The 14,670-nt window shown below is 74.0% G+C and carries 13 protein-coding genes; 8 read left to right on the forward strand and 5 right to left on the reverse strand.

Annotation, left to right across the window (positions count from 1 at the left end; genetic code table 11):
- The first annotated feature begins 6 nt into the window (after positions 1-6).
- On the forward strand, positions 7-216 hold the full coding sequence (locus ACFYZY_RS13220; RefSeq protein ID WP_388692932.1) for a type II toxin-antitoxin system VapB family antitoxin: 210 nt from the start codon (positions 7-9) through the stop codon (positions 214-216).
- Entirely contained in the window at positions 213-635 is a 423-nt protein-coding gene (locus ACFYZY_RS13225) for a PIN domain nuclease (protein ID WP_388692933.1), read from the forward strand. Before ACFYZY_RS13220 ends, ACFYZY_RS13225 begins: the two co-directional genes overlap by 4 nt.
- Positions 636-668: 33 nt before the next feature.
- Here ACFYZY_RS13225 and ACFYZY_RS13230 read toward each other — a convergent pair whose 3' ends face one another.
- Positions 669-1,040, reverse strand: coding sequence for a hypothetical protein (locus ACFYZY_RS13230; RefSeq protein ID WP_388692935.1), 372 nt, complete (start codon positions 1,038-1,040; stop codon positions 669-671).
- A gap of 212 nt (positions 1,041-1,252) precedes the next feature.
- On the opposite strand from ACFYZY_RS13230, the gene ACFYZY_RS13235 reads away from it, so the two are divergent.
- The 3 genes from ACFYZY_RS13235 to ACFYZY_RS13245 all read left to right on the forward strand — a co-directional run bounded on the left by ACFYZY_RS13235 (position 1,253) and on the right by ACFYZY_RS13245 (position 7,199).
- On the forward strand, positions 1,253-5,026 hold the full coding sequence (locus tag ACFYZY_RS13235) for an ABC transporter ATP-binding protein (protein WP_388692937.1): 3,774 nt from the start codon (positions 1,253-1,255) through the stop codon (positions 5,024-5,026).
- Between the two features lie 199 nt (positions 5,027-5,225).
- Positions 5,226-5,642 (forward strand): hypothetical protein, encoded by a 417-nt coding sequence (locus ACFYZY_RS13240; protein WP_388692939.1) that lies wholly within the window; start codon positions 5,226-5,228, stop codon positions 5,640-5,642.
- Between the two features lie 99 nt (positions 5,643-5,741).
- Positions 5,742-7,199, forward strand: coding sequence for an aminopeptidase (locus ACFYZY_RS13245; RefSeq protein ID WP_388692941.1), 1,458 nt, complete (start codon positions 5,742-5,744; stop codon positions 7,197-7,199).
- Positions 7,200-7,257: 58 nt separating this feature from the next.
- On the opposite strand, the gene ACFYZY_RS13250 is transcribed toward ACFYZY_RS13245, so the two are convergent.
- Positions 7,258-9,111 (reverse strand): glycoside hydrolase family 3 protein, encoded by a 1,854-nt coding sequence (locus tag ACFYZY_RS13250; protein ID WP_388692942.1) that lies wholly within the window; start codon positions 9,109-9,111, stop codon positions 7,258-7,260.
- Between the two features lie 254 nt (positions 9,112-9,365).
- Positions 9,366-10,277: a LysR family transcriptional regulator gene (locus tag ACFYZY_RS13255; RefSeq protein WP_388693206.1), complete on the reverse strand. Its 912-nt coding sequence runs from the start codon at positions 10,275-10,277 to the stop codon at positions 9,366-9,368.
- Positions 10,278-10,379: 102 nt separating this feature from the next.
- Here ACFYZY_RS13255 and ACFYZY_RS13260 point away from each other — a divergent pair, with 102 nt between their 5' ends.
- The 3 genes from ACFYZY_RS13260 to ACFYZY_RS13270 all read left to right on the forward strand — a co-directional run bounded on the left by ACFYZY_RS13260 (position 10,380) and on the right by ACFYZY_RS13270 (position 12,821).
- Entirely contained in the window at positions 10,380-11,339 is a 960-nt protein-coding gene (locus ACFYZY_RS13260) for an EamA family transporter (protein ID WP_388692943.1), read from the forward strand.
- Positions 11,340-11,599: 260 nt separating this feature from the next.
- On the forward strand, positions 11,600-12,181 hold the full coding sequence (locus ACFYZY_RS13265; protein WP_388692945.1) for a hypothetical protein: 582 nt from the start codon (positions 11,600-11,602) through the stop codon (positions 12,179-12,181).
- Between the two features lie 31 nt (positions 12,182-12,212).
- Positions 12,213-12,821, forward strand: a complete 609-nt coding sequence (locus ACFYZY_RS13270; protein ID WP_388692947.1) for a phosphotransferase — start codon at positions 12,213-12,215, stop codon at positions 12,819-12,821.
- Between the two features lie 83 nt (positions 12,822-12,904).
- Here the strand turns inward: ACFYZY_RS13270 and ACFYZY_RS13275 are convergent, their stop codons facing one another.
- Positions 12,905-13,471 carry a Uma2 family endonuclease gene (locus ACFYZY_RS13275; RefSeq protein WP_388692949.1) on the reverse strand — a complete coding sequence of 189 codons (567 nt, stop codon included), beginning with the start codon at positions 13,469-13,471 and terminating at the stop codon, positions 12,905-12,907.
- Positions 13,472-13,512: 41 nt separating this feature from the next.
- On the reverse strand, positions 13,513-14,559 hold the full coding sequence (locus ACFYZY_RS13280) for a LacI family DNA-binding transcriptional regulator (protein ID WP_388692951.1): 1,047 nt from the start codon (positions 14,557-14,559) through the stop codon (positions 13,513-13,515).
- Positions 14,560-14,670 lie beyond the last annotated feature (111 nt).

The raw sequence follows: 14,670 nt of genomic DNA on the forward strand, positions 1-14,670 counted from the left end.
TGTGCCATGTCGAATCTTTACGTCGAGGTCGACGACGAGGCTCTGGCCGAGGCCGCCGAAATACTGGGGACGAAGACGAAGAAGGACACGGTCAACGCGGCTCTGCTGGAGGTCGCGCGGCGGCACAAGCGGCTGCGGGCGCTGGAGCGACTGACGGCGATGGCGGATCGCGGGGACTTCGACATCCTCATGGACAAGAGGAACTACCGCCGGTGAGCCCGGTCACCCACCTCGTGGACACGTCCGCCGCTGTCAGGATCCTGGCCAGGAAGCATGTCCAGGAGGAGTGGGTCAAGCACCTGACGGAAGGCACCGTCGGCCTCTGCGACCTCACCGAGCTGGAGATCCTCTACTCGGCCCGGTCCGCCAACGACCGGCTCGCGAAGGAAGACCTCCTCGCCCAGCTCTTCAACTGGACCCCCGTCCCCGACGGCGTCTGCCCCCGCGCCCGCCGCGTCCAGCAGATGCTGACCAACCAGGGCGAGCACCGCAGCGCCGGCCCGGTCGACCTCCTCGTGGCCGCCACCGCCGAACTGACCGGCCTCACGCTCCTCCACTACGACAAGGACTTCGAGACCGTCGCCCGCGTCACGGGCCAGCCGACCCAGTGGGTCGCCCCACCGGGGACGGCCTGATCCGGAAGGCCCGCCGCCCGCCGCGTCGCGCCCTCAGGGCACCAGCGCGCCCCACTTCTCGCGGTACAGGCCGAGCTGGTGCGCGTACCCCTGGTGGAACTCGGCGACCTCCCGCTGCTTCAGGCCGTCGCGGGACATCCGCTCCGGGGCCACCAGCCCGGCCACGTCCCCGAAGACCACCGCGGCGGCCTCGGCATGGGGGCCGCCCCTCTCCCGGGCGAGGAGGAGATGACGCCCCGCTTTTTGCAGGAGGAGCTCGAAGTTGTTCCGGGGGGTGTTCGTCGTCTTCCTCAGCTCCGGGGACAGGCCCAGGGCCGTCCGCCCCTCCCCCAGCCCCTCCAGGACCTGGAGCGCCGCGTGCAGCCGCCCCCATCCGTACGGCCTGCCGTCCTCGACCCGTCCCACGTGCTCCCCTCCGGTCCGTCCGCGAGGCCGCCGGCCGGCGGCTCCGGGCCTCCCTACCCATCCCGCGCCGCCGCCACCCGTCCGCCCGGAGGGACCGGGACCGGAGACCGAGTCCTCCTCCGACTTCCGTCCCGGCTTCGTGACGGCGGGATGAAATCGCACGTCGGCCGTGTTGGGCCTTCCGGCAGAACAGGACGAACGGGAGGCACCACGTGGCGGCGGTCGGGGAGAAACAACAGGGCTGGGCCCGGCGGCTCGCGGGCTACGCCTGGCGGTACAGGGCGAACGTGATCCTCGCGCTCGGGTCGTCCCTCCTCGGCATGGCGGTGCTCGCCCTCGTGCCGCTCGTCACCAAGGTGATCATCGACGACGTCATCGGGACGAGGACCCGGTCCCTCGCCACCTGGACCGGGTTCCTGATCGGCGCCGCCGTCCTCGTCTACCTCCTCACCTACGTCCGCCGCTACTACGGCGGACGGCTCGCCCTCGACGTTCAGCACGACCTGCGCACCGACATGTACGCCACCATCACCCGGCTCGACGGGCGGCGGCAGGACGAACTGTCCACCGGGCAGGTCGTCGGGCGGGCCACCAGCGACCTCCAGCTCATCCAGGGGCTCCTCTTCATGCTCCCGATGACGGTCGGGAACGTGCTGCTCTTCCTCATCTCGCTGGCCGTCATGGCCTGGTTGTCGGTCCCGCTCACCCTCGTCGCGCTCGCCGTCGCCCCCGCGCTCTGGTACATCGCCAAGCGCAGCCGGGCCCGCCTCCACCCCGCCACCTGGCACGCGCAGCAGCAGGCCGGCGTCGTCGCCGGCGTCGTCGACGGGGCCGTGACCGGCGTCCGGGTCGTCAAGGGCTTCGGCCAGGAGGACCAGGAGACCGGCAAGATCCGCGAGGCCGGGCGGAAGCTGTTCGCCGGCCGGCTGCGGACGATCCGGCTGAACGCGAGGTACACCCCGGCCCTCCAGGCCGTGCCCGCCCTCGGCCAGGTCGCCGTCCTCGCCCTCGGCGGCTGGCTCGCCTACCGCGGCGAGATCACCCTCGGCACCTTCGTCGCCTTCTCCGCCTACCTGGCCTCCCTCGTCGGCCCGGTCCGCATGCTCGCCATGGTCCTCACCGTCGGCCAGCAGGCCCGCGCCGGCGTGGACCGGGTCCTCGACCTCATCGACACCGAGCCGGTCATCCGGGACGGCACGGAGGAGCTGCCGGCCGACGCCCCCGCCACCGTCGAGTTCGACGACGTGTCCTTCGCGTACGAGGGCGGCACCCCCGTCCTCGACGGCTTCTCCCTGGAGATCCGCCCCGGCGAGACCGTCGCCGTCGTCGGCGCCTCCGGCTCCGGCAAGTCCACCGTCTCGCTCCTCCTGCCCCGCTTCTACGACGTCTCCCGCGGCGCCGTCCTCGTCGGCGGCCACGACGTCCGCGACCTCACCCTGGACTCCCTGCGCGCCGCCGTCGGGCTCGTCCCCGAGGACTCCTTCCTCTTCTCCGACACCGTCCGCGCCAACATCGCGTACGGATTCCCGGAGGCCACCCAGGAGCAGGTCGAGGCCGCCGCCCGCGCCGCCCGGGCCGACCGGTTCATCGCCGAGCTGCCCGAGGGGTACGACACCAAGGTCGGCGAGCACGGCCTCACCCTCTCCGGCGGCCAGCGCCAGCGCGTCGCGCTCGCCCGCGCGATCCTCACCGACCCCCGGCTGCTCCTCCTCGACGACGCCACCTCGGCCGTGGACGCCAAGGTCGAGCACGAGATCCACGAGGCCCTGAAGTCGGTGATGGCGGGCCGCACCACCCTGCTGATCGCGCACCGCCGCTCCACCCTCCACCTCGCGGACCGCATCGCCGTCCTCGACGGCGGGCGCCTCGCGGACATCGGCACCCAGGCCGAGCTGGAGGAGCGCTCCCCGCTCTTCCGCCGCCTGCTCACCGACCCCGAGGAGCTGGGCGCCGCCTCGCCCGGCCACCCCGCGCCGACCGGGCCCGCCGAGGACGACCACGCGCTGCGGGACGAGCTGGACGCCGAGTTCGACGCCGAGCGGGGCGTCACCCCCGCCCTGTGGGAACGGAACGGGGCCGCGGACCGGGAGAGCGCCCCGCCCGGGGCCACCCCCGAACTGCTCGCCGCCGTCGAGGCCCTGCCGCCCGCCACCGACACCCCGGACGTGGACGAGGCGCGGGCCGTGGCCCCCGAGGAGTCGTACGGACTGCGCCGGCTGCTCCGGGGCTTCGGGCTCCCGCTGCTCGTCAGCCTCGGCCTGGTCGCCCTCGACGCCGGCGCGGGCCTGCTGCTCCCCGTCCTCATCCGGCACGGCATCGACGAGGGCGTGAACCGGCTCGCGATCGGCGCCGTCTGGGCGGCCTCCGCGCTCGCCCTGGTCACCGTGCTCGTGCAGTGGGCCGCGCAGACCGCCGAGATCCGGATGACCGGCCGCACCGGCGAGCGGGTGCTCTACGCGCTGCGCCTGAAGCTCTTCGCCCAGCTCCAGCGGCTCGGCCTGGACTACTACGAGCGCGAGCTCACCGGCCGGATCATGACCCGGATGACGACGGACGTGGACGCCCTGTCCACCTTCCTCCAGACGGGCCTGGTCACCGCCTTCGTCTCCGTCGTGACCTTCTTCGGGATCATGGTCGCGCTGCTCGTGCTCGACCTCCAGCTCGCCCTGGTCGTCTTCGCGACCCTGCCGGTCCTCGCCGTCGCCACGTACTTCTTCCGCCGCTCCAGCGTGAAGGCGTACGAGCTGGCGCGCGAGCGGATCAGCGTCGTCAACGGCGACCTCCAGGAGTCGGTCTCCGGGCTCCGGATCGTGCAGGCGTTCCGCCGCGAGCGGGCGGGCGCGGCCCGGTTCGCCGGGCGCAGCGACTCCTACCGCGAGGCGCGCGTCCGGGGCCAGTGGCTGATCTCGGTCTACTTCCCGTTCGTGACGCTGCTGTCCTCGGTCGCCGCCGCCGCCGTCATGATCGTCGGCGCGCACCGGATCGAGGCGGGCACGCTCACCACCGGCGCGCTCGTCGCCTACCTCCTCTACATCGACCTGTTCTTCGCCCCCGTGCAGCAGCTCTCCCAGGTCTTCGACGGCTACCAGCAGGCCACCGTCTCGCTCGGGCGGATGCGGGAACTCCTCCAGGAGCCGACCTCGACGGCCGCCGCCGACGCGCCCCTGGAGGTGCCCCCGCTGCGCGGCGAGATCGCCTTCGAGGACGTCTCCTTCGCGTACGGGGGAGAGGACGGGACCACGAAGAAGGAGACCGCCCTCACCGGCGTCGACCTCCGCATCCCCGCCGGGCAGACCGTCGCCTTCGTCGGCGAGACCGGCGCCGGGAAGTCCACCCTGGTCAAGCTGGTCGCGCGGTTCTACGACCCGACGGGCGGCCGGGTCACCGTCGACGGCACCGACCTGCGGGACCTCGACCTCGCCGGGTACCGGCACCGGCTCGGCGTCGTCCCCCAGGAGGCGTACCTCTTCGCCGGGACGGTCCGCGACGCCATCGCCTACGGGCGTCCCGGGGCGACCGACGCCGAGGTGGAGGCGGCGGCCCGCGCGGTCGGCGCGCACGACATGATCGCCACGCTGGACGGCGGCTACCTCCACGAGGTGGCCGAGCGCGGCCGGAACCTCTCCGCCGGGCAGCGCCAGCTCATCGCCCTCGCCCGCGCGGAACTGGTCGACCCCGACATCCTGCTCCTGGACGAGGCCACGGCGGCCCTGGACCTGGCGACCGAGGCCCAGGTCAACCGGGCCACCGACCGGCTCGCGGGCCGCCGCGCCTCCGGTTCCGCGCCGGGCGCGGGGTCGCGCACGACCCTCGTCGTCGCCCACCGCCTGACCACGGCGGCCCGCGCGGACCGGGTGGTCGTCATGGACCACGGCCGGGTCGTGGAGGACGGCACCCACGGCGAACTCCTCGCCCTGGGCGGACGGTACGCGGAGCTCTGGAAGACCTTCGCGGGGGAGGCGGAGCCGGAGCGGGTCCGGGCCTGACGACGGACGGGTCCGGGCCCGACGGCGGACGGGTCCGGACCCGGCGGTGAGCGGTCCGAGGCCCGGGACCGGGCGGGTCCGCCCGGTCCCGGGGCGACCGTTCGGGGGCCGGGCGCCCGGCCCCGGGGCAACCGTTCGGGGACCGGGGGCGTCGTAGAACCGTACGCCTGTACGGCGTTTCGCACGGGAGGGGACCCGCATGGCCATGGACGACACGACCGCACGGCCTGTCCGGCGGTCCGCCGCCAGAGCCCTCGCGCCCCTCCTCGCGGCCCTCGCCCTGATCCTGCTCCCCGTGCCCGGCCCCGGCTCCGGCACCGCCGAGGCCGTCTCCGTCTGCCAGGGGCGGCCCAGCCGGACGGTCGCCTTCCCCACCGGGGAGCTGCGCCTCTACCGGACCCGGCAGTACGTGTGCGCCGTCACCGTCGCCCGGCGCCCCGGCCCCCGGGTGCCGATGGCCGTCTCGCTCCAGCCGCGCGGCGGGCGCGCCGCCGTCCGGAGCGGGCGGTTCGACCGGCAGACCGGGCCCGTCACCGTCCACGCCCTGCACCGCTGCGTCCGGGCGTCGGGTTCGGTGGCCGGGAAGGGGACGTCCACCGGGTGGATTCTGTGCTGATGTGCGGGAACGTCCCGCCGTAAGGACCAACTGGGGCTGGCGGTCCCCACGTTGCCCCCGCTAGGTTCACGTCACCGTTGTGAACCAAGGGGAGGGTGCATGCGCAAGTCGCTCAGGTTGCTGCTGTCGCTTTCGGTGCTCATAGGCACCGTGGGCCCGGCCGGCGTGGCCACCGCCGCGGACACGGACACCGGCAGCACGTCCGTCACCGGCCCGCAGAGCGGGGAGACCGCCGAGGACATCAAGGACCGCATCCTGGCGATCCCCGGGATGACCCTGATCGAGGAGAAGCCGTACGCCGGGTACCGCTTCTTCGTCCTGAACTACGAACAGCCGATCGATCACGCGCGCCCGTGGAAGGGCACGTTCCAGCAGCGGATCTCGGTCCTCCACAAGGACACGGACCGCCCCACCGTCTTCCGCACCAGCGGCTACGGGCTGAGCACCACGCCGAGCCGGGCCGAGCCGACCCGCATCGTCGACGGCAACCAGATCTCCATGGAGTACCGCTTCTTCACCCCGTCCCGGCCGCAGCCGGCCGACTGGTCGAAGCTCACCATCTGGCAGGCCGCCAGCGACCAGCACCGGATCTTCACCGCCCTGAAGAAGATCTACGGCAAGAAGTGGCTCTCCACCGGCGCCTCCAAGGGCGGCATGACCGCCACCTACTACGAGCGCTTCTACCCGCGCGACATGGACGGCGTCGTCGCCTACGTCGCCCCGAACGACGTGGTGGAGAAGGAGGACTCGGCCTACGACCGGTTCTTCGCGAACGTCGGCACCAAGGAGTGCCGCGACCGCCTGAACGCCCTGCAGCGCGAGGCCCTCGTCCGCCGCGCGCCGCTGGAGAAGAAGTACAAGGAGTGGGCCGCGACCGAGGGCGCCACCTTCAACACGATCGGCACCCTCGACAAGGCGTACGAGGCCGTCGTCCTCGACTTCGTCTGGGGCTTCTGGCAGTACTACGGCGAGGACGTCTGCGACCGGATCCCGGACGCGAGGACCGCGAGCGACGACGTCGTCTACGACACGATCGACGCCTACTCCGGCTGGGCCGCCTACACCGACCAGGGGCTGGAGGGCTACACGCCGTACTACTACCAGGCGGCGACCCAGCTCGGCTCGCCCAGCATCCGGCAGCCGCACCTCGACGGCCTCAGCCGCTACGGCTACCAGCCGGCCCGCAACTTCGTGCCGCGCGAGATCCCCATGAAGTTCCAGCCGCAGGCCATGCGGGACGTCGACAACTGGGTCCGCAACAACGCGCACCAGATGCTGTTCGTCTACGGCGGCAACGACCCGTGGGGCTCCGAGCCGTTCCACCTCGGCAAGGGCGCGCGCGACAGCTACGTCTACACCGCGCCGGGCGCGAACCACGGCGCGAACGTGGCCGGGCTCGTCGACGCCGAGCGCGAGAACGCCACCGCCCGCATCCTGGCCTGGGCCGGCGTCCCCGCCCCGGCCGTCCGGGCGGCGCAGCCGCTGGCCCGCTTCGACGCCCGCCTCGACCGGGCGGTCGACGAGGAGGCGACGCGGGAGCACGGCCTGAGGCCGTGATCCCCACCGGAACGGAGTGAGGGGGTGCGCCCGTCCGGGCGCACCCCCTCCTCGTCCGTCAGCGGTACGAGAGGCCGTACCCGACCGGGTACAGCGTCCGCTCCGGATCGTCCGCGCTCCGCACCGGCACCGGGAGGCGGCCCCGGGGCTCCGCCCGCCCGGCCAGGACCCTCGCGGCGGCCCGGAGCTCCACGTCGGTCCAGGAGTACGTGGCCAGGGTCGCCCGCTGGCCCGTCAGACGGGCGACGTCGTACGGGTTGCGGATCGCGATCGTCACCACGGGCACCCCGGTCGCCACCAGCCGCGCCACCAGGGTGCGCTGGGTGCCGGTCGCGGTGACGTTGTACGTGGCGACGACCACCACGTCCCGGCCGGCCGCCGCCGCCACCGCCTCCTCGATCCGCGCGGCCGTCGGCGCGGTCCCGGTGGAGAGCGCGGTCGCGGTGAACCCCAGTTCGCCCAGGGCCGTCGCCAGGGTGGTGGTGGGCGGCCCGGTGGTGCCGGAGGGCGAGGCCGGATCGGCGCCGACGACCAGGACCGAGCCGTGGCGGGAGGGCCGCAGGGGCAGGAAACCGCCCTCGTTGCGGAGCAGGGTCGTGGTCGCCTCGGCGATCCGGTCGGCCCGCGCCAGGTGGGAACGGGTGCCGACCGTCCGGTCGACGCCCTCCGGCGCCACGTACGCCTGCCGGAACAGGCCCAGCCTCGCCTTCAGGCGCAGGATGCGCAGGATCGATTCGTCGAGCCGGGCCTCCGCCAGTTCGCCGTCCCGTACGGCCTTCAGGACGGCGTTCCAGGCCACGTCCAGCCTCGGCGGGTTGAGGAGCTGGTCCACCCCGGCCTTCAGGGCGAGCACCGGGACCCGCTCGTCGCCGTACTTGGTGCGCACGCCCTCCATGCCGAGCGCGTCGGTCACCACCACGCCGTCGTAGCCCAGCCGTTCGCGCAGGATGCCGGTGAGGACGGGCCGGGACAGGGTCGCCGGGTCCCCGCTCGGGTCGAGCGCGGGGACCACGATGTGGGCGGTCATGATCGAGTCGATGCCGGCCGCGATCGCGGCCCGGAACGGCGGGGCGTCCAGCTCCTCCCACTGCTCCCGGGTGTGGGTGATGGTCGGCAGCCCGTAGTGGCTGTCCACGGCGGTGTCGCCGTGGCCCGGGAAGTGCTTGGCGGTGGCCGCGACCCCGGCGCCCTGGTACCCCCCGACCTGGGCGGCGACGAGACCGGCGACCGCGCCGGGTTCGGAGCCGAAGGAGCGGACGCCGATGACCGGGTTGGCCGGGTTGACGTTCACGTCGGCGTCCGGGGCGTAGTTCTGGCGGATGCCGAGGGCGGCGAGTTCGGCGCCCGCGATCCGGGCGGCCTCGCGGGCGTGGGCGCGCGAGCCGCCGGCGCCGAGGGCCATCGCGCCGGGCAGCAGGGTGGCCGGCTTGCCGACCCGGCAGACGATGCCGTGCTCCTGGTCGGTGGAGATGAGCACCGGGACGGGACGGGGCCGGGCGAGGGCGGCCCGCTGGATGCCGTTGGAGAGGGCGGCGATCTGGTGCGGGTCGCGGGTGTTGTGGGCCCAGGCGAAGTAGATGATCCCGCCGACGTGGTAGCGCTCGACCAGCTCGGCGGCCGTACGGACCCCGAACTCGGCGAGGTTGGCGTCGGCGTCGGACGGGTCGGGGTCGGTCGCGGAGTGCCCGTACACCCGCGTCACGAAGAGCTGGCCGACCTTCTCCTCCAGTGACATGCGGTCGATGATCCGGCGGAGCCCGCGGTCGCTCGTCTCCGCGCGGGCCGCGTGGGCCGCGGGGGCGGTGGCGCCGGTGACGGCGGCCGCGGCCGCCGCGGCGGTCACCGTGAGGAGGGTGCGTCGGGAGGGAGAGCAGGAAGGGGAGGGGGAGGGTGCGGTGGCGCGGTGGTGCACTGGTGCTCCTTCCGGCCGTGCGAGGTTGAAGGAAACTTCCAAGGAGTCACGGATAGCCCGAAAGTAACTGCCAGGTCAAGGATCCGCGCAGGAATCGCCCGCGCGCACCTCACCCGGCGTACGCCCGGCGCGGGGACCGGGGCCGTCCCGGGGAGCGAGCCCGGCGGGCGGGCCGGGTCATCCCGGAGACGGGTCCGGCGCACGGGCCGGGGCCGTCCGGCGGGGTCCCGGCGGGCTCCCGGCGCGGGCCGGGTTCACCCGGCGGCGGTGATCGCGGGCCACAGCTCCCGGAGCGTGCGGACCGTCTCCCGGATCGCCGGGCGCCGGGCCGCGCCCGTCCGCCACACCGCGTACAGCCGCCGCGTCGGCACCGGGTCGAGCCGCACCGGCACCACCTCCGGCGGCAGCGCCCCCCGGCCCAGGCGCGGCACCAGGGCGATGCCCAGACCGGCCGCCACCAGGGCCACCTGCGTGTGGTTCTCCTCCGCCCGGTGGACGATCAGCGGCTCGTACCCCGTCGCCCGCAGCGTCCGCACCAGCCAGTCGTGGCAGACCGTCCCCGGCGGCTGCGCGATCCACCGCTCCGCCGCCAGCTCCTCCCGGCGCACCGGTCCCCGCGCCGCCAGCGGGTGGTCCCGGTGGACGAGGAGGTCGCACAGGTCGTCCCCGATGACCGCCTGCTCGACCCCCGGGGGCGCCGGGAGCGGCGCGATGTCCCAGTCGTGCGCCACCGCCAGGTCGAGCACGCCCCGCGCCACCAGGTCGACCGAGAGGTGCGGCTCCACCTCCGAGAGGCGGGCGTCGAGCTCGGGGTGGAGCCCGGCCAGCTCCGCGAGCGCCCGGGGCATCAGACCGCGCGCCGCGCTCGCGAAGCAGCCGATCGCGAGCCGTCCGGCGGGCCGGTCGCGCCGCTCTTCGAGCCGTACCTCGGCCTCCTCGACGAGTATGAGCAACTTCCTTGCCGTGTCGGCGAGTTGGTTGGCCTCGTCGGTGAGACGGACACCGCGTCCGCTGCGTTCGAGCAGGGTCGTACGGGTCTCCCGTTCCAGCTTCGCGATCTGCTGCGAGACGGCGGACGGGGTGTAGCCGAGGGCGGTCGCGGCGGCGCCGACGCTGCCGTGGACGGCGACGGCGTGCAGGGCGCGAAGGCGGCCGAGGTCCAGCACGGACATCTCCCGGACGGAGGAGGTGGATGAAGGAACGCTTCATTCCACCATGAAGGAACCCGTGCTGGTGCTACACGGTCGGCGGCGGCCATGCTCGACCGCATGCACCCCGCACCCACCGCTCCGGCCGGTTCCGGCCCGGACCGCTTCGCCCCCTCCCACGTCGTCCTCGCCGTCCTGGTCGCCGCCGTCTGGGGCGTCAACTTCGTCGTCATCGAGATCGGCCTCGACCACTTCCCGCCGCTGCTCTTCTCCGCCCTCCGCTTCCTCGTCGCCGCCCTGCCGGCGGTCTTCCTCGTCGGCCGTCCGAAGGTCGCGTGGAAGTGGATCGTGGGCGTCGGACTCGCCCTCGGCGTCGCCAAGTTCGGCCTGCTCTTCACCGGCATGGACCTCGGCGCCCCGGCCGGGCTCTCCTCCCTCGTCCTCCAGGTCCAGGCCGTCTTCACCGCCCTCTTCGCCTTCGCCGTCCTCGGCGAACGCCCGGGGCGGCTCCAGCTCGCCGGTATGGCGGTCGCCCTGGCCGGCATCGGCGTCGCCGCCGTCGACGAGGGGGCGGCGGCCTCCACGACCGGCTTCGCCCTGGTGATCGCCGCGGCGGCCTGCTGGGGCGTCTCCAACGTCCTGACCCGCAGGGCCGCCCCGCCCGACGCGCTCAACTTCATGGTCTGGGTCAGCACGGTGCCGGTCCTGCCGCTGCTGGCCCTCTCCCTCCTCCTGGAGGGACCCGAGCGGGACCTCGAAGCCCTGCGGAACCTGGACTGGGCCGGCGCGGGCGTCATCGTCTACGTCGCCTGGATCACGACCGTCTTCGGCTTCGGCGCCTGGGGCTGGCTCCTCCGCCGCCACCCGGCCTCCTCCGTCGCCCCCTTCTCCCTCCTCGTCCCCGTCTTCGGCATGTCCTCGGCGGCGCTGTTCCTGGGGGAGGGCATGAGCCCGCTCCGCTGGTGCGCGGCCGTCCTGCTCGTGGGAGGGGTGGCGCTGACGTCCGTACGGAGGAAGGCCGTTCGGGGACCGGAGGCTAAGGTGCTGGTGCCGATGCCGAACGGGGGAGCGACACCATGACCCATCCGCAGCCACCGCAGCCGTACGGGCGGCCGGGGCCCCACGGATCTCCGTACCCGCCGCAGCAGCCGTACGGGCAACCGCAGCAGCCGTACGGGCAGCCGCCCCATCCGTACGGGCAGCCGCCGCAGTCCTACGCGCCGTCGGGACCTCACGTGCCACCGGGCCCCTACGCGCCGCCGGGACCTCACGGACAGGGGTACCCGCCCCACGGCGCGGCCGCCCCGGGAGGGTGCGAGGTGTGCGGTGCGGGGCCCGCGGTGGCGGCGACCGTCCGCTCCCACCAGGGCATGATCATCATCATGCGCACGGTCACCCGGCGCGGCGTCTTCTGCCGCACCTGCGGCCTCGCCGTCTACCGGCGGATGACCTCGAACACCCTGGTGACCGGCTGGTGGGGCCTCCTGTCGTTCTTCTTCACGCCGTTCGTCGTCCTCGGGAACGTCTTCGGCGCCCGCGCCGCGTTCCGGCGCCTGCCCGAGCCGTACGGCGCCCTGCGGCCGCCCCTGGACCCGGGCCGGCGGGTGCTGCTCCGCGCGCCCGCCCTGCTGGTGCTCGTCCCGCTCACGCTCCTCGTGGCGGCCGTTCCGGTGCTCGCCCTCATCGGACTGCTCGCGGGCTCCGACGACGACGCCGGCCGGCCGGGGCTCTCCGTCGGCGACTGCGTCGAGAACACGGTCGACTGGCCCGACCAGGCGCTCCGGAAGGTGGACTGCGGTTCGGCGTCCGCCGAGTACCGCGTCGAGGACGGACCCTCCTGCGGACCGGGGGACTACCTCCTGCGCCCCGAGTACGTGACCGGCTCCCCGGGGAGGCCGGGCCACTGCGTCAAGCCCCTGTGACCGCACGCCGCCGAGAGGGGCATCCCTCCGCGTGACCTTCGAGAACGTCACCGTCGACGGCGCCGCGCCCGCCCCCGGCGCCGTCCTGCCGGCAGGCATCCCCGGGAGCGGGAGGTCCACCGTCGCGGCGGCCCTGGCGGCCCGCTTCGCCCGCGCCGCGCACATCGAGGTGGACCGCCTCCAGGAACTGATCGTCCGGGGCTGCCACTGGCCGGTCCCGGACGGCGACCCGGAGGCGGACCGCCAGGTCCTGCTGCGCGCCCGCAACGCCTGCCTGCTCGCGGGCGGCTTCGCCGCGGCGGGCTTCCCGCCGGTCCTCGACGACGTGGTCGTACGCCGCTCCCACCTGGACTTCTACCGCGCCCACGCCGGGACGGTCCCGCTCCACGTGGTGATCCCGGCCCCGGGCCCGGACAAGGCGTGGGAGCGCAACAACGCCCGCCACAAGAGGCTCACGACGAACTGGGCCTTCCTGGACGAGGCCATGCGCGCCGAACTCTCCGGCGAGGGCGTCTGGATCGACAACGCGGACCGGACGGTCGGGGAGACGGTCGACGCGGTCCTCGCGGCGACGGGCCCGACCGGCGCGGCGAACGCTCCTCAGGGCGACGCAAAGCCGAACGTCCCTGCCGGCCCGTAGCATCCCCGGACGCCCCGGACGCCCCGGACGCCCCGGACGCCCCGGACGCCCCTGCGCCGCACCCACCGGTGGGTGCGGCGCGCTCAGTCCCCGGAGCGGGGGAAGCCGTCGGTCCTCACGATGATTTCGCGCCCTTCGAGGGGCAGGACGAGGTCCTCGCCGAAGGGGATCGTCTCCCGCCCGGCGTAGACGCCGGTGCGGGCGGGCCCGCTGTGCACGGTGCAGACGTTCTCGGACGGGTCGATGATCACGTAGAGCGGGATCGCGCACTCCGCGTACATCCGGAGCTTCTTTTCGAAGTCGTTGTCTCGCGTGCTGAGCGAGATGATCTCCAGCACGGCCTCCAGGCTGTGCCACTCGAAGCGCCCGCGCCTGTTCCGCTCGGAGCCCGGGGCGATGATGGCCAGGTGGGGAGCGTAGCCGTAAAGGCTCGACGGGAAATCGATCATGACGTCGGACAGCGCCTTGCCGTGGCCCGCGAGCTGCTTCTTGATCTGAGGGGCAGCCTCGATGAGGACGTCGGGCCGACTCTCGCCCCGGGGCGTCATGATGATCTTTCCGTCCGTGCTCTCTACGCGGTAGCCCTTGGGCAGGGAGACGTCGTCCAGGACGTCCCAGGCGCTGGAAAGGTCCATCAGCATGGTCGTCATGCGATCCTCCATGTGGCGCTCGTCACCACGCTAACGGCCCCCTACTCCCGAGGCGCCCCCGTCGACGCCCGCACCACCAGCTCTCCCGGGACCGTCTCCTCGCCCCCGGCCGGAGGCTCCTCCGTGCCCACCGCCAGGCGGCCCGCGCGGGCCCCCGCCCCGTGCAGGGGCAGCCGTACGGTCGTCAGGGCCGGGACCGCGTCCACCGAGAACGGGAGGTCGTCGAAGCCCGCGACCGACACGTCGCCGGGGACGGACAGGCCACGCTCCCGCAGGGCCGCGCAGACGCCGAGCGCCACCGTGTCGTTGGCCGCGACGACGGCCGTGAGGTCCGGGTCGCGGGCGAGGAGTTCGGCGACCGCCCCGTGGCCGGAACGGCGGTCGTACGGCCCGTGGACCGTCGGCCCCTCGGCGACCCCGGCCGCCGCGAGCGCTTCCCGGTGACCCTCCAGGCGGTGCCGGGTGGTGGTGCGGTCGGCCGGGCCCGCCACGTACCCGATCCGCCGGTGGCCGAGGCCGAGCAGGTGCTCGGTGAGCTGCCGAGCCCCGGCCCGGTTGCCGAAGACGAGCGCCGCCGCGCCGGTGTCGCCCGGTGCCGGGGGCCGCCCGCACAGCACGATCCGCGTCCCGGCCTCCGTCAGCTTCGCCAGCTTCCCGGCCGTCGCCGCGAGGTGGTCCGGGTCCTCCAGGGAACCGCCCATGAGGATCACGGCCGCGGCCCGCTGCCGCTGGAGCAGGGTGAGGTAGGTCAGTTCGCGCTCGGGGGAGCCGCCGGTGTTGCAGACGACGGCGAGCTTCCCGCCCCCGCCGCGCCCGGTGGCGCTCTCCCCGATCGCGCCCTGCGCCGCGCTCGCCATGATCCCGAAGAACGGGTCGGCGATGTCGTTGACGAGCACGCCGACCAGGTCGGAGGTGGCGGCGGCGAGGGAGCTGGCGGGGCCGTTGAGCACGTAGTCCAGTTCGTCCACGGCCCGCAGCACCCGCGCGCGGGTCGAGGCGGCGACCGGGTAGTTGCCGTTCAGGACGCGGGAGACGGTGGCGGGGGAGACCCGTGCGCGGGCGGCCACGTCCGCCAGGGTGACGGTCATCGTGTGCGTACCTCCGGGGCCCTTGTCGGCGGTGATGTCGGCAGGCTAGCGTCATCGCCGATGGAAAGCGCTTTCTATCCGAGGATCGGAGGCGCGGAGCACCCCGGAGAG

The sequence above is a fragment of the Streptomyces sp. NPDC001744 genome, from assembly GCF_042892575.1.
Taxonomy (GTDB): Bacteria; Actinomycetota; Actinomycetes; order Streptomycetales; family Streptomycetaceae; genus Streptomyces.

What these genes read in the sequence shown, in the direction of transcription:
- ACFYZY_RS13220 (WP_388692932.1), top strand. Translation starts at nt 7, where the DNA reads ATGTCGAATCTTTACGTCGAGGTCGACGACGAGGCTCTGGCCGAGGCC.
- ACFYZY_RS13240 (WP_388692939.1), top strand. Translation starts at nt 5,226, where the DNA reads ATGGCCATGGACGACACGACCGCACGGCCTGTCCGGCGGTCCGCCGCC.
- ACFYZY_RS13245 (WP_388692941.1), top strand. Translation starts at nt 5,742, where the DNA reads ATGCGCAAGTCGCTCAGGTTGCTGCTGTCGCTTTCGGTGCTCATAGGC.
- ACFYZY_RS13260 (WP_388692943.1), top strand. Translation starts at nt 10,380, where the DNA reads ATGCACCCCGCACCCACCGCTCCGGCCGGTTCCGGCCCGGACCGCTTC.
- ACFYZY_RS13275 (WP_388692949.1), bottom strand. Translation starts at nt 13,471, where the DNA reads ATGACGACCATGCTGATGGACCTTTCCAGCGCCTGGGACGTCCTGGAC.
- ACFYZY_RS13280 (WP_388692951.1), bottom strand. Translation starts at nt 14,559, where the DNA reads ATGACCGTCACCCTGGCGGACGTGGCCGCCCGCGCACGGGTCTCCCCC.